14 protein-coding genes are annotated in these 12,897 nt (G+C 37.8%); 3 read left to right on the top strand and 11 right to left on the bottom strand.

Translation table 11 applies throughout. The features are described from left to right. Positions 1-18: 18 nt before the first annotated feature. Positions 19-213 carry an IDEAL domain-containing protein gene (locus AC59HZ_RS06075; RefSeq protein WP_496544962.1) on the bottom strand — a complete coding sequence of 65 codons (195 nt, stop codon included), beginning with the start codon at positions 211-213 and terminating at the stop codon, positions 19-21. Positions 214-401: 188 nt separating this feature from the next. Here AC59HZ_RS06075 and AC59HZ_RS06070 point away from each other — a divergent pair, with 188 nt between their 5' ends. Then, positions 402-1,241 (top strand): alpha/beta fold hydrolase, encoded by an 840-nt coding sequence (locus AC59HZ_RS06070; protein WP_496544961.1) that lies wholly within the window; start codon positions 402-404, stop codon positions 1,239-1,241. A gap of 60 nt (positions 1,242-1,301) precedes the next feature. On the opposite strand, the gene AC59HZ_RS06065 is transcribed toward AC59HZ_RS06070, so the two are convergent. The 3 genes from AC59HZ_RS06065 to phaP form a co-directional block, all read right to left on the bottom strand. Further along, positions 1,302-1,901 carry a response regulator gene (locus AC59HZ_RS06065; RefSeq protein WP_496544960.1) on the bottom strand — a complete coding sequence of 200 codons (600 nt, stop codon included), beginning with the start codon at positions 1,899-1,901 and terminating at the stop codon, positions 1,302-1,304. Then, positions 1,898-3,037 carry a sensor histidine kinase gene (locus AC59HZ_RS06060; protein WP_496544959.1) on the bottom strand — a complete coding sequence of 380 codons (1,140 nt, stop codon included), beginning with the start codon at positions 3,035-3,037 and terminating at the stop codon, positions 1,898-1,900. Before AC59HZ_RS06060 ends, AC59HZ_RS06065 begins: the two co-directional genes overlap by 4 nt. Positions 3,038-3,157: 120 nt before the next feature. Continuing rightward, positions 3,158-3,703: a polyhydroxyalkanoic acid inclusion protein PhaP gene (gene phaP, locus AC59HZ_RS06055; protein WP_496544958.1), complete on the bottom strand. Its 546-nt coding sequence runs from the start codon at positions 3,701-3,703 to the stop codon at positions 3,158-3,160. Between the two features lie 212 nt (positions 3,704-3,915). On the opposite strand from phaP, the gene AC59HZ_RS06050 reads away from it, so the two are divergent. After that, complete coding sequence (locus tag AC59HZ_RS06050) at positions 3,916-4,695, top strand: alpha/beta fold hydrolase (protein ID WP_496544957.1); 780 nt, start codon at positions 3,916-3,918, stop codon at positions 4,693-4,695. Between the two features lie 86 nt (positions 4,696-4,781). Here the strand turns inward: AC59HZ_RS06050 and AC59HZ_RS06045 are convergent, their stop codons facing one another. The 6 genes from AC59HZ_RS06045 to AC59HZ_RS06020 all read right to left on the bottom strand — a co-directional run bounded on the left by AC59HZ_RS06045 (position 4,782) and on the right by AC59HZ_RS06020 (position 10,120). Continuing rightward, positions 4,782-5,849: an alpha/beta fold hydrolase gene (locus AC59HZ_RS06045; RefSeq protein ID WP_496544956.1), complete on the bottom strand. Its 1,068-nt coding sequence runs from the start codon at positions 5,847-5,849 to the stop codon at positions 4,782-4,784. A gap of 21 nt (positions 5,850-5,870) precedes the next feature. Then, positions 5,871-6,437 carry a polyhydroxyalkanoate biosynthesis repressor PhaR gene (locus AC59HZ_RS06040; protein ID WP_496544955.1) on the bottom strand — a complete coding sequence of 189 codons (567 nt, stop codon included), beginning with the start codon at positions 6,435-6,437 and terminating at the stop codon, positions 5,871-5,873. 22 nt (positions 6,438-6,459) lie between these two features. After that, entirely contained in the window at positions 6,460-7,086 is a 627-nt protein-coding gene (locus AC59HZ_RS06035; protein WP_496544954.1) for a hypothetical protein, read from the bottom strand. Then, positions 7,070-7,549, bottom strand: coding sequence for a hypothetical protein (locus AC59HZ_RS06030; RefSeq protein ID WP_496544953.1), 480 nt, complete (start codon positions 7,547-7,549; stop codon positions 7,070-7,072). Before AC59HZ_RS06030 ends, AC59HZ_RS06035 begins: the two co-directional genes overlap by 17 nt. A 118-nt stretch (positions 7,550-7,667) precedes the next feature. Next, complete coding sequence (locus tag AC59HZ_RS06025) at positions 7,668-8,447, bottom strand: SDR family oxidoreductase (protein ID WP_496544952.1); 780 nt, start codon at positions 8,445-8,447, stop codon at positions 7,668-7,670. Positions 8,448-8,485: 38 nt separating this feature from the next. Next, the gene (locus tag AC59HZ_RS06020; protein WP_496544951.1) at positions 8,486-10,120 is read right to left on the bottom strand and encodes a long-chain-fatty-acid--CoA ligase; all 1,635 of its coding nucleotides are present in this window, start codon (positions 10,118-10,120) and stop codon (positions 8,486-8,488) included. A gap of 503 nt (positions 10,121-10,623) precedes the next feature. On the opposite strand from AC59HZ_RS06020, the gene AC59HZ_RS06015 reads away from it, so the two are divergent. Beyond that, positions 10,624-11,430: an alpha/beta fold hydrolase gene (locus AC59HZ_RS06015; protein WP_496544950.1), complete on the top strand. Its 807-nt coding sequence runs from the start codon at positions 10,624-10,626 to the stop codon at positions 11,428-11,430. A gap of 212 nt (positions 11,431-11,642) precedes the next feature. Here the strand turns inward: AC59HZ_RS06015 and trpB are convergent, their stop codons facing one another. Further along, on the bottom strand, positions 11,643-12,809 hold the full coding sequence (gene trpB / locus AC59HZ_RS06010) for a tryptophan synthase subunit beta (protein WP_496544949.1): 1,167 nt from the start codon (positions 12,807-12,809) through the stop codon (positions 11,643-11,645). Positions 12,810-12,897 lie beyond the last annotated feature (88 nt).

The raw sequence follows: 12,897 nt of genomic DNA, 5'->3' as shown, positions 1-12,897 counted from the left end.
AATACGTTTGTCATTGAATTAGGAAATTTTCTTTAGCTCTTCCGTTAACTCTAGGAATAAAACTTTGTTCCCGTCTTGTAATGTTTGGTCGATTTCCTTGCGGAGCTTTTCCCTCTTAAATTCTTTAATGGCATTGTTTAAAAACATCTCTGCAACAGCCGAATCTGTATTTTCATCAGAATGTTGTGGTGAATTTAGCAATTTCTTTTCCATGGAAATCAACTCCTTGAGCTTTTTTTTATTATACTAGTAGTTTTCTAAAAATTCAAACATTTTATTTCAAAAAAAACAAAAAAATTGAAAAACTTAAATAAGATTGCCAAAATTTTTATTGGTGTAAGGTTGAAAAATTGGGGAAAATTAATTTAAACTATTAATTTTGGAATGGGAGGAAGGAATTGATGAAGCAGGATGTCTTAACTGGTTTTATTCCAGTAAATAACATTAATGTTTATTATGAATTTTATCCTAATCAAAAATCGGACAAAACGTTCGTTTTACTACATGGTTTTCTTTCTTCCACCTTCACTTTTCGCCATTTAATTTCCTTACTCAAAAAAGATTATCAAGTGCTATCAGTTGATCTTCCCCCTTTTGGGAAAAGCGCAAAATGCAATCGATATGTCTACTCTTATAAGAATTTAGCTCAAACGGTCATTAAACTTACAGAGTCTTTTGGATTAAAAAAGATGACCTTTATCGGGCATTCAATGGGTGGGCAGATTGTCTTGAATATTCTTCACATGATGCCTGAGCTTGCTGATAAGGCCATTTTGCTGTGCAGTTCGGCCTATCTCAAACGATCAAAACTGCCTCTAGTCCTAACCAGTTACATTCCTTACTTTCACCTATTTGTGAAGTATTGGTTCGCTAGAACAGGGGTGAAAAAGAATCTCCAAGAGGCGCTTTATGATCACTCAATCATAAATGAAGAAATGATAAACGGTTATTTACAGCCCTTTTTAGAGGATGAAATCTTTGTTGCTCTGACTAGAATGATAAGGGACCGTGAAGGGGACCTTCCACCGGAAATCCTAAAGGAAATCAAAACTCCCTGCCTGCTGCTCTGGGGTGACCATGATAAGTCCATGCCGCTTAAAGTTGGCGAAAAACTAAACAAAGATTTAGCTAATTCTGAACTGATAATACTTAAAGAAACTGGCCATGCAATCCCCGAAGAACGTCCAAACGAGATTTTTGACTACATTCAAAGCTTTCTAGGGAAATTTCAAGCAGTCTAAAAAACCACCAAGCTCCTTAGATGCTTGGTGGTTCTGATGTTTAATTAATGTAAATATGATTTATTTAAACCAGCCTTTTTCCTTCGATTGGGTAATTGCTTCGATACGGTTTTTTACTTCAAGTTTATCTAAGATGATGGAGATATAATTTCGAACGGTTCCCGCTTTAATGCTGAGTTCCTCTGCAATTTCTTTTGTATTTTTGCCATCAGCAACAAGCTCTAACACTTCTTTTTCACGGTCAGTTAAAGGATTTTCTTCACCGTATACATCGTCCATTAATTCCGGTGCATAAATTCTTCTGCCTGCCATCACGCTGCGGATTGATCCCGCTAGTTCATCACTAGGGCTGTCCTTTAATAAATACCCGCTAACCCCAGCCTTTAATGCCCGTTGAAAATACCCCGTCCGAGCGAATGTAGTTAGGATGATTACTTTGCAGCCAAGTCCTTTAAGCTCCTCAGCTGCTTCAAGTCCACTTTTTCCCGGCATCTCAATATCCATGATACAGACATCTGGTTTGAATTTTTTCACAAGTGAGACAGCTTCTTCCCCATTTGAGGCCTTTCCTACAACTTCCATGTCTTCTTCCAAATTAAGCAGTGATCCAAAGGCCCCTAGAAGCATTTGCTGGTCCTCAGCGATAACGATTCTTATCATTTTCGCTCCTCCTTATCCAAATGCGGCTTCACATCATTCGGTACTTTTAGGATTAAGGTTGTTCCATTGTTAGTCACAATTTCAAGACTGCCGTTAATGAATTCAAGCCGTTCTTTCATTCCAATTAGTCCATGCCCTTCTGCTAAAAACCCTTCTGTACCTTTAAATTTACCATCATCACGAATGGTTAATACAATTTCCTTCCACGATTGCTCAATTGAAACATAACAAGATGTGGCTCCGCTATGTTTGACCACATTATTAACGGCCTCTTTCAAGCACATACTTAATATATTCTCAGTCAATAACGAAACATTCGTCAGAGTGAATTCTTCTTCACAAACTAATTGAATTTGGGCGGCCTTCAGAATTTCCTTAACTCGGAAAATTTCATCTTTTATACGAATACCCCTCATCGAAGAAACCATTTTTCTTACTTCACTTAGAGCCGTCCTTGCCGTTTGCTGAACATCCTTCAATTCATTCCTAGCTTGCTCGGGGTCTTTCGTGATCAATTTTCTTGCCAAATCCGTCTTTAATCCAATCAAGGAAAGCTTTTGTCCTAATGTATCATGAAGATCCCGGGCTATCCGCTGCCGTTCCTCCAATTTTACCAGCTCAGAAATTTTTTTATTGGCATATTCCAATTTTTCTTCAAGCTGCCCTCTTTCCTTCCGGTTATAAATACTGAATGGAAGAAGGATCACACTTATCCAAATGATAATGACAAACGGCAATTGCTGTAAAAAGAGCTTTTCATGCATAACGATGCTGTAATTAATCGATGCCGATGTACTGAGAAGATGAATAAAATACAAGGTTAAAAAAGCAGCGCGATCTTTTATATTTCCAATAAAATAGGCAAGAAAAAAGGCAAAATAAACATAGCTGAATAGACTGGTCGCTGTTATGGAGATACCAATAAGGATTAATGTCCAAAGATAGACAGGCCATCCTTTCGAAATAAACGCTATCCGATAAAGGATAAAAAATAGCAGCGTAAGTAAAATTCCTACAACGATTTCAAGGGTGGTGGGCGCTTGAAAAATGAAATAAAACGGTAAAATGCAGAGAACAGTCCAAATATATGGAGCAATCCCATTATTCTTTTGGAATGTCATATACTTTTTAATCATGAACTGTACCTCATTTTCAAAGTAATTATCTTATCCTCTATCTTAACGCAAAGTACCTCCATTTGGAAAGAAAACGAAAAAACTCCACTATTTGAGGTCAGTGGAGTTTAAATCTTTTCCTTATTTAGAGCTTACTAAAACTTTTCGGCTTTCCTCAAGGCGACGAGCTACCTTTTTGTGGTTTTCCCTTGCAGCCTTTAAATATTCATCGGAAACTTTTTGCCATCCATTACGGCGCTCTCTTGCATATTTCACATAGTTTTCACTGCCCTCAACAAAATTTTCCTCAAATCGTTGAAGTAAATCTAGACCCGCTGCAAGTGGAGCCATAGTTATCTGCTCGATTCGTTCAGATACTTCACCTAACTGATCCTTCAATTCAGGGCGTATTGCCTGATTTTCATCCACTCTTTTAGCCAGGTTGCTGGAAACGCCTTTAACAAGTTCTGTACCTGTTTGCCTGGAAGTTTGAAAAAGATTGGCAACTGAGCCTCTAAATTCTTGATTAAACTTTACCGCTTCTTTTACAACATTAAGATACGCATCTTCTCTTCTTTCACGCAGCTTTCTTGCTCGATTTAATGATTGCTCATATTGATTCCAGAATGTGTCTACAAAACGATTGGAATCAAATACTGCTTCTTGATCAACTTTCTTAGTAGTCATAGTTTATCCCTCTCCTTTTTGCTTGTTCCTCAATTGGAACTTCAGATTCTATGTATGCATTTTCTTAGCTAGTCTATATATGTAATTTACACCTATGTGTCATAATCTGTCAATACTGATTATATAATAAAATAATCAGAATCTTATAAATGTTTATACCTTAGGAATGTTGGAAACATAAATTATTATTAAAACTTGAGGAGGAATGCATTTTGAGTGAAGTATTCAAAAGCTGTACAGGAATTCCCTATTTAAGACTCGGTACTGGTGAGCCATTAGTTTTTATTCACGGTCTAGGAGAAGTTAAGGAGGGATGGTCTAATCAATTTGAATTTGCCGATCAATATGACTTAATCATTCCCGATTTACGGGGTCATGGTGAATATCAATCACCTGGTGAGATATCAATTAAAAATTTTGCTCTCGACGTCATCTCCCTTTTAAAGGGTCTTGAAATTGAAAGCGCACACATTTGCGGCTTATCTATGGGGGGGATGGTTGCACAGGAAATTTATCGCCAGGCTCCTGAAATGTGCCGTTCCTTAATGCTTGTCAGCACCTTCCATTATGCACCGAAGCAGCTTGGGAAGTTATTTTTGAAATTCAGGGAAGCGCGTGCGGAAAATAAGTCTCCTGACGACCTAAAAGAAACAGCTGCAAGGGTTTGTCTTTACTCATGGTCAAAGGAAAATTTTGATCACTTTTATCAATTTTACAAACCAAATAGTGAATATTATTTTAAATCAATGGAAGCGTGTCTAAAAGTTAATAATCTAAGCCTGCTTCCTAAAATTAAAGTTCCAACCCTAATCATTGGAGGTCAATATGATTCAGTGATCCCCGTTTGGGTTCAATTACTCATGCATAAACAAATTCGCCATTCGGAGTTTGTTATTTTCAGAAACACTGGCCATATTGCTAAACTTGAAGCGAAGGAAGCCTTCAACGAAGTACTACGCAACTTTTTAAATAAACACAAAAGGGCAAGTTAGTGGGGAAGGAATGAGTTCCTTCCTCCTCCCCAATTACTCATACTTATTATATATTTACTTGTACTGGATTTTATTACAGAATAATTTTATATCGGATTAGAACGACCTGCAGCCCATTTATCGACAATGCCAGCAAACATTCCGGACAGCGCCATACCAACATGGCCAGATTCTACCACGATATAGGTTTTATCCTCACTTGAGACTAAATCCATTATCGGCTTGCTCTGTTCTTCCAAAATCAAATGATCTCTGGAGCCAGAAACGACGAAAAGATTCGCCTTAATATTCTTTAGATCCGCTTTTTTGTTGCCGATCATAAATTCTCCTTTTACGAGCTTATTCTCTTTGAAAAAGTCATTCGCCAATTGGCGGTATGCTTCCCCTGCAAATGGAACCTGGTCAATTGTCCATTTATTCATTCTACGCCACTTATCCACATAACGCGGGTCGTGAGCCCTGCTTAAAAGCATGGTATAGTTTGTAAAATAAATTGGTGCTCCAATGGCTCTGAACATGCCTTCAACTAATTGAGGTGGCATATTTCCATAAACATCAATAAAATGGTCAATATTCATATCACCATTTCTCATACCTTCAGCCCATTTATCCGGTCCCACGAATGGGCCGAAATCGATTGGCACCGTTGCTACAATCAAGTTTTTAATTGGTTCATCTGCAACTGCAGCATAGAGTGAAGCTATAGTTCCGCCTAAACAGTAACCGACAAGGGTAATTTCTTCCGCACCGGAATGACGAATGGCCCTTTTTACTGCCGTTCTTAAATATTTATCAATATAGGTGTCTAAACCAATTTTCTTATCTTCATAGCCAGGTGTACCCCAGTCTAATAAATACACTTCATAGCCCATATTAGTAAGGCCCTCGACCACACTAGCCTTTGGAGCAATATCTAAAATATACGGTTTATTAAAAAGTGAATACACTAAAAATAATGGAATCTCATACTTTTTCTGTTTGGCAGGATAATGCCATAATACCGACTTATTCTTTCTCCATACTTCATTTTTTGGAGTAAGCCCTATTTGGGGCTCTGGTTCACTTAAAATCTTAAACACCTGTGACCAGCGCTGCATTTCCTTCTCATAATTCAAATCGGGGATTACGTTCTTTAAAGGTGATTCTGTTGCCACTATCTTCCCTCCATTCTGTTATTATTTGGTAGCCCCGGCACCAGCAAGCTCACGCTCAGCACCTTTGTCTTTTTCAATCAAACCTTTTAGTGTTTCAAATTCTGCTTTAAAATCATTTAACTTTAAGAGTTCAAATTTCATTTCCTGCAGCTCGGCATGTAAATCCTTAGAATCTGAAAGCTCTTTTTTTGTTTTCACCAGCTCTGTTTTAAGCTGCTTTGTCAGTTTAATAATTTCCTTGGATACTTCTACAACACTCTCAATATCCTTGCTTTGAGACTTTACAGAATCTTGTAGATCCCAAATTTGTTCCTCAAGAGCTTCAATTTTTTCTTCTGCCTGAATCGTCAAGGCTGCCACGTTCGTCACATCATTTTTAGTAGGCAAATTTAAAACACTAGCAAGTGCTTCTTGATTTTTTTTAAATTGATCAAGATAACGGGAATGAACCTCTGTTCCAACATTGGACATTTTGACAAATTCTTTATTATTCGTCCAAAGATAGATAAAATCATTTATCTGCTTTTCCCATAATTGGCTAAACTTATGAAGAGATTCATATGGATCATATGTTTTTTTGCCTGTCATCGTTTCCACCCCTGCATTATTATCATTTATTTGTAAGTTCAGTTACGCCTTTCATATATTGTTGAAATGGGAACATCGCCGATTTAACTTGTTTTGCAAATAAATTTGCAAATATTCTTTGATTTTCATAGACCACATTCGTTGTTTTCTTTACGCTGTCAACATATTTTTCTCGGCCTGTTTTTCTAAAAGAAATATATTGTTCCAGCGCTTCTAAGTACTTTTCAATTGCTTGGCCATTCGTTAACGAACGGAATGGTGTTAAAAGCAGAGAAGTAGTCTTAGTCTGAATATCATCAACCACTTGATTGATTTCTTCATACGATTTAATTGGGAAAAATTGCTGGATGGACGTTGTCGTTACAAGTAACTCCTCTCGTGCTCCTTTTTCCCATTCCTTAAGCTCTTTGTTAAATTGCTCTGTAATTGCTTTAATATTTTCTTGATTACTTCTAATTCTTTCAACAAAGCTTTTTGCTGCTTTCAGGAATAGATCATCCCGCGTGTTAAATCTTTCAGCCCATGAATCTAATTCATCAAATCCAAGTCTCCACAACATGTCTAAGCTTGATAGCTGTTCTTCAGGACGAAATTCTGATTCTTGATTTTCAATTACTGCTTCGAGCTCTTTTTCATTTTTCTTTGCCATCAATATTCTCCTCCATCTCAAAATCTGTAATAAATAGCTGCTTTAATTCCAACAGCTCTTTCTCTAGTTTCTTTATTTTATAAACTTGGATTGTCTTTACTTCTTTTTCTAAAATAGTCAATAATTCTTCAAGTGATTTTTGGACTTTTTTAAGCTTAAGTCGGTTCTCCTTCAGGCTTTTTGTTAATATATAAACTGTCTCGTCCAGAAAATCCAGCTTTTCCTCACAATCTACCATTCTTACAGAAAGTTCAGCTATTTCATCTTTATTCGCCAGATCTAAGCGGTTCAACCACCTAGTTGTTAACCTTCTGTGAATCTTTAATCGGGAAAGATGCTCATCCATTCCCCTTCCAAAGGCGCGAGTAAAGGAACGACAATTGGAACGGGCATGGATGCTTTTATTGAGCTCATCTTCAAGTTTTTTATAAAAAGTCATTCGATCTTGGTGTTCGGAATCCATTAAATTCCCTCATAACTAACCGGTCGGTATGTTTATCTAATCATAGTAAATTCAGGCCTTTAAGTCAATTTACAATTTGTTAAAAATTCAAAAAATATTCAGCTTTATTGATAATTGCTTAGAGAACTCCTGCTGACGATCCCCCATCAACAGCTAGAACATGGCCCATTACATAATCTGAAGCACTTGAAGCAAGGAAAAGTGCTGGCCCTTTCATATCTTCATCGGAGCCAAAACGTCCAGCTGGTGTACGCTCAAGAATTTTCTCTCCTGAATAGCCCAAAATAGCTTTTGTCATTTTGGTAGGGAAAAAACCAGGTGCAATCGCATTCACATGAACATTATAAGGCGCTAATTTAACTGCTAGTTCTTGCGTTAACGTGATAACAGCACCCTTACTGACGGAATAACCAATCGCATCCATTACTAATGGATTCTGGCCACCCATTCCGGCAATTGAGGCAATATTAATAATCTTACCAGAGCGCTGTTCCTTCATCACTTTACCTGCTGCCTGGGAAAATAAGAAGACTGCTTTAAGGTTAATGTCCATTACTTTATCCCATTTATCAGCTGGCATCTCTAAGGCAGGCGCTCCCCAGCTTGTCCCGCTATTATTGACTAAAATATCAATTCGGCCAAATTCTTTTACTGTTTCGTCCACAACATGCTGGATGTCGTCAGGATTGGATACATCACACTTAAATGCAAGTGAGCGAACTCCTTTTTCTTTCAATACATCGCTTAATTCCTGACAAGCTTCGATATCTCTAGAGCAAATTACAACATTGGCTCCAGCTTCGGCATATATTTCTGCAATTTGCTGACCTAAGCCCCTGCCGCCACCAGTAACAATCGCCGTTTTTCCTTTTAGACTAAATAAATCTATCAAACTCATCTTTACCCCTCCATTTTTTTATTAAGCATTTATTTTTATTAAGCCTTTATTTTTATTTCTTCTTGATCTCTTAAAACCCTTCTTAATAATTTGCCGACTGATGATTTTGGCAGTTCAGGAAGAATTTCTACTTCCTTCGGAGCCTTATATGGTGCAAGTTTTTCCTTGCCAAACTGTTTAATTTCCTCTTCAGAAATCGAATACCCCGCTTTTATCTTGACAAATGCTTTCACCGTTTCTCCGCGGTACGGGTCTGGAACCCCAATTACCAGTGCTTCTTCAATTGCTTCTAACTGATAAAGCACTTCTTCAATTTCACACGGATAGACATTGTAGCCGCTTGCAATAATCATGTCCTTCTTACGGTCAACAATATAAAAGTATCCATCCTCATCCATTTTGGCGATATCTCCTGTAAACAGCCATCCATCTCTTAATGTTGCCGCTGTCTCTTCTGGACGGTTCCAGTAACCTTTCATTACTTGTGGACCTTGAATTATTAATTCCCCTGCTTCGCCAACAGGTACATCAGCAATTCCATCACCTGTTTCATGGACAATTCTTGCGAGTGTGCTTTGGACAGGAATACCAATGCTGCCAAATTTCCTTGGCACGAATGGAGGGTTAAAAATGACGGTTGGAGATGCCTCTGAAAGACCATACCCATCCAGTAACCTTAAACCAGTCCTCTTTTCAAACAATTTTGCTTGTTCAACTGGTAGTGGACCTCCGCCGCTTCCAATGTAATAAAGTTGGTCAAACCCACAATCCTCCAGTCCCTCTTGACTGTTTAAAGCAAAAAACATGGTAGGAACACCAGACAGTTGGAATGGTTTTTCTCTCTTAACAATCTCCATTACTTCTTTAGGATCAAATCGTGGTAAGATAATCTGATTTGCTCCTTCCCTAATTCCGCAAAGTGCAACACTCGAGAGACCATATACATGGAACATTGGCAAAACAGTTATCATCTTAAAATCTTCTGGTTTGTTTTCACAGGTTTTATAGGCAAATTCACACACTTGATTGAAGTTTGCTAAAAGATTATTATGGGTAAGCATAACACCTTTGGAAAGTCCTGTAGTTCCACCTGTATATTGTAAAACGGCTACATCTTCAAATAGGTCAATTTCTACCTCAGGAATATTCAATTCTCCAATAAGGAATTCATCGAAATAATGATCCCCATCAGCAAGGTCAAAACGTTCTCCTCCAAAGCTGACAACAAGAATCTTTTTCAATGATGTCTCAGGCTGAACTTTTTTTACTTTTTGATAGAAAGCATCTAAAACGACCATATATTCAGAGCCTGAATCCTGCAAAACATGCTCAATTTCTCTTTCAACGTACATCGGGTTAACTTGGACAGCAATTCCACCTAAGCGAAAGGTCGCAAATAAGGTGAAAATGTAATGAGGGGAATTGGGAAGCATTATGGCCAAACGGTCACCTTTTGTAAATCCCGCTCTATGTAATGACGAGGCCAATTGATCTGTAATTACTTTTGTAGCGTTAAATGACCAAACATTTCCAAAGAATGTGAAAGCAGGTTTGTCTTTATAACGGTCCACTGCACCTTGTAAGAAATCATAAAGGGAATTGTTCTCAATCTGAACATGTTCATCAATTCTCGAATCATAAACTTTCAACCACGGCTTTTGCTGATAAACCATAAAACATGATGCCTCCTCATGATATTGTCATATCAACATTCTTATTAAAATTGCTGTCCTACCTTGATGTTATGTATTAACTATTAAAATAATTAGAATATTAATATAATTATAATTATTGTAGAAAAGTATAGATTTGTAAACCTATCATTCTCGACATTTTTCTGCAATTGTCCTTTGGTCAAATGAGATTCGGATAGAAAACTCTTGATAATACTCTTAAATTAAGTGCTTTATAGATTTACTTCTAAAAAATAATAGCGTAAATTGTCGAAAAATTTTCCGTTCGACAGATACAAACATTAATAATACATGGGTAATTCAACCAAATAGTATTTCATCTTCCTCCCTTTATTACCCTTATATTCATAAAAACAATATTCCTATATAATATTTTTCATCTTTCAATAACCGTAATAGGTCTTTTTGAAGGCTTTAGGTTCTTGCAAAGCAATCGAAATCATATAATCTATTATTATCTAGAAGAAAGGGAGTTGCCCTATATGCCTATAACAAATGCAAATGGAATTGATCTTTATTATGAAGTACATGGTGAAGGTGAACCTTTGCTGCTAATTATGGGATTGTCACTTAATTCAAAATCCTGGTTTAGAACTTTGCCGGCTTTAAGTGAGCATTACAAGGTTATTATTTTCGACAATCGAGGCGTAGGTCTCAGCGGAAAACCGAACACCCCTTATTCCATTGAGCTCATGGCAGAAGATACAAAAGCCGTATTGGATGCTGCGGGGGTTGAATCTGCCCATGTTTATGGTATTTCGATGGGAGGTATGATTGCGCAACGATTTGCCATTAAGTATCCAGAAAAGGTCCGCTCACTTATCCTTGGCTGTACAACCTCTGGAGGTGTCAATCATGTACAACCTAGTGCGGATGTCTCGATGCTTATGTTATCAAGAGCTTCTTCAACAGCCACTCCTGAGGAAATGGCCTGGGCAACGGCTCCAATTCTCTATAGTCAATCGTTTATCGAAAATCAGCGGGAACTAATTGCAGAGGATATCAATAAAAGAATTGAGCTTCCGATTCTCCCTTATGCTTATATGCTTCAATTGCAAGCCTGCCTATCCCATGACACCTACAATGAAATTAAACAAATTAAAGTACCTGTGCTCGTCATCCACGGGGATGAGGATAGGTTAGTTCCTTATGAAAATGGTGTAACCTTAGCAGAGAAAATTCCAAATGCAGAATTTCTAACCATCAAAGCTGCGGGACACATTTATGTGACGGAAGCAAATGATTTAGTAAATAAAAGAGTGTTAGAGTTTCTTGATAAACAAAGGTAAAATAATAAACGCCCGGTCAAAAATTGATCGGGCACTTTTTATCTCCTAATAGTTATCTCTCTATTAAGCTTCTACCTTGGCTAGTTCTATATCACGAAGCGCTCTTCTTAATAATTTTCCAACAATAAATTTTATAAATTTATTTGAACAAAAAAAGAATCGCCAGTTAAGTCACCAGCAATTCTTCTTCCTATTGTGTCAGTCACCATGATTTATTTTTTTAGCATATGAAAAACTTGTTCTACGTCCTTATCACCGCGGCCTGATAGGTTCACGATAATTACCTCATCGTTTGACAATTCTTTTGCTAACTTAATAGCATAGGCAACCGCATGAGAGCTCTCCAAGGCTGGGATTATTCCTTCCGTTTTACTTAATAGTTGAAAAGCTTCCAACGCTTCCTGACCAGTTACCGTTGCATACTCCGCTCTGCCACTTGTTTTCAAATAGCTGTGCTCAGGTCCAACACCTGGATAATCCAAGCCTGCCGCGATTGAGTACGTTGGTTTTGGTTCCCCATTATCATCTAAGAGCGTCAAACACTTGAATCCATGAATAACAGCCGGAACTCCCTCCGTTAAAGTTGGCGCCTCGGCAGGTTCTACGCCAATTAGGCGGACATTTTTCTCTTCAATATAATGGGCAAAAGCTCCAATCGCATTGCTTCCGCCGCCTGCACAGGCAATTACCGCAGTCGGGAGCTTTCCTTCCTTTTCAAGCACCTGTCGCTTAGATTCCTCACTTATAATCGCTTGAAAATGTTTGACCATTGTTGGATATGGATGTGGTCCCACTGCCGAACCTAGTAAATAAAAAGTATTTTGATAGTTTTGCACCAAATCGCCCAGAGCCTCATCTACTGCGTCCTTTAAACGGCCTTGTCCCTTAGCCACAGGAACTACTTTTGCGCCTAACAATTCCATCCGAAATACGTTTAACGCCTGGCGTTCTGTATCGAGCTTGCCCATGTAAATCACGCATTCCATTCCAAACATCGCACATGCTGTGGCAGTTGCTACACCATGCTGACCAGCACCTGTTTCGGCAATGATTCGCTTTGCTCCCATTCGCTTCGCTAATAATATTTGACCAATGGCATTATTAATTTTATGGGCGCCGGTATGGTTTAAATCCTCCCTTTTTAAATAAATTTTAGCTCCGCCAAGCTGTTTAGTTAAATTTTCAGCTAGCGTTAACGGATTTTCCCTACCAATATATTCTTTTAAATAGTATTTGAACTCCTCTTGGAACTCAGAATCATCCTTATATTTTAAAAATTGTTCTTCCAATACGTTCATTACCTGTTGAAGCTCCTCAGGTATAAAACTTCCGCCAAATTCTCCAAAATAACCTTTACTCTCGGCACTGACTTTCTCCATACTCCACTCGTCTCCTTCAAAAACTATTATTTTGGTTCAGTTAAATTATAAAATCTTTTTCCTGAATATTCAAATATCCATAATAAAA

The sequence above is a fragment of the Neobacillus sp. DZ-9 genome, assembly GCF_059587065.1.
This window is presented reverse-complemented; position numbering and strand designations above follow the sequence as displayed.

Coding starts and splice junctions, on each gene's coding strand:
- AC59HZ_RS06075 (WP_496544962.1), bottom strand. CDS start 213: ATGGAAAAGAAATTGCTAAATTCACCACAACATTCTGATGAAAATACA.
- AC59HZ_RS06070 (WP_496544961.1), top strand. CDS start 402: ATGAAGCAGGATGTCTTAACTGGTTTTATTCCAGTAAATAACATTAAT.
- AC59HZ_RS06065 (WP_496544960.1), bottom strand. CDS start 1,901: ATGATAAGAATCGTTATCGCTGAGGACCAGCAAATGCTTCTAGGGGCC.
- AC59HZ_RS06060 (WP_496544959.1), bottom strand. CDS start 3,037: ATGATTAAAAAGTATATGACATTCCAAAAGAATAATGGGATTGCTCCA.
- phaP (WP_496544958.1), bottom strand. CDS start 3,703: ATGACTACTAAGAAAGTTGATCAAGAAGCAGTATTTGATTCCAATCGT.
- AC59HZ_RS06040 (WP_496544955.1), bottom strand. CDS start 6,437: ATGACAGGCAAAAAAACATATGATCCATATGAATCTCTTCATAAGTTT.
- AC59HZ_RS06035 (WP_496544954.1), bottom strand. CDS start 7,086: ATGGCAAAGAAAAATGAAAAAGAGCTCGAAGCAGTAATTGAAAATCAA.
- AC59HZ_RS06030 (WP_496544953.1), bottom strand. CDS start 7,549: ATGGATTCCGAACACCAAGATCGAATGACTTTTTATAAAAAACTTGAA.
- AC59HZ_RS06025 (WP_496544952.1), bottom strand. CDS start 8,447: ATGAGTTTGATAGATTTATTTAGTCTAAAAGGAAAAACGGCGATTGTT.
- AC59HZ_RS06020 (WP_496544951.1), bottom strand. CDS start 10,120: ATGGTTTATCAGCAAAAGCCGTGGTTGAAAGTTTATGATTCGAGAATT.
- AC59HZ_RS06015 (WP_496544950.1), top strand. CDS start 10,624: ATGCCTATAACAAATGCAAATGGAATTGATCTTTATTATGAAGTACAT.
- trpB (WP_496544949.1), bottom strand. CDS start 12,809: ATGGAGAAAGTCAGTGCCGAGAGTAAAGGTTATTTTGGAGAATTTGGC.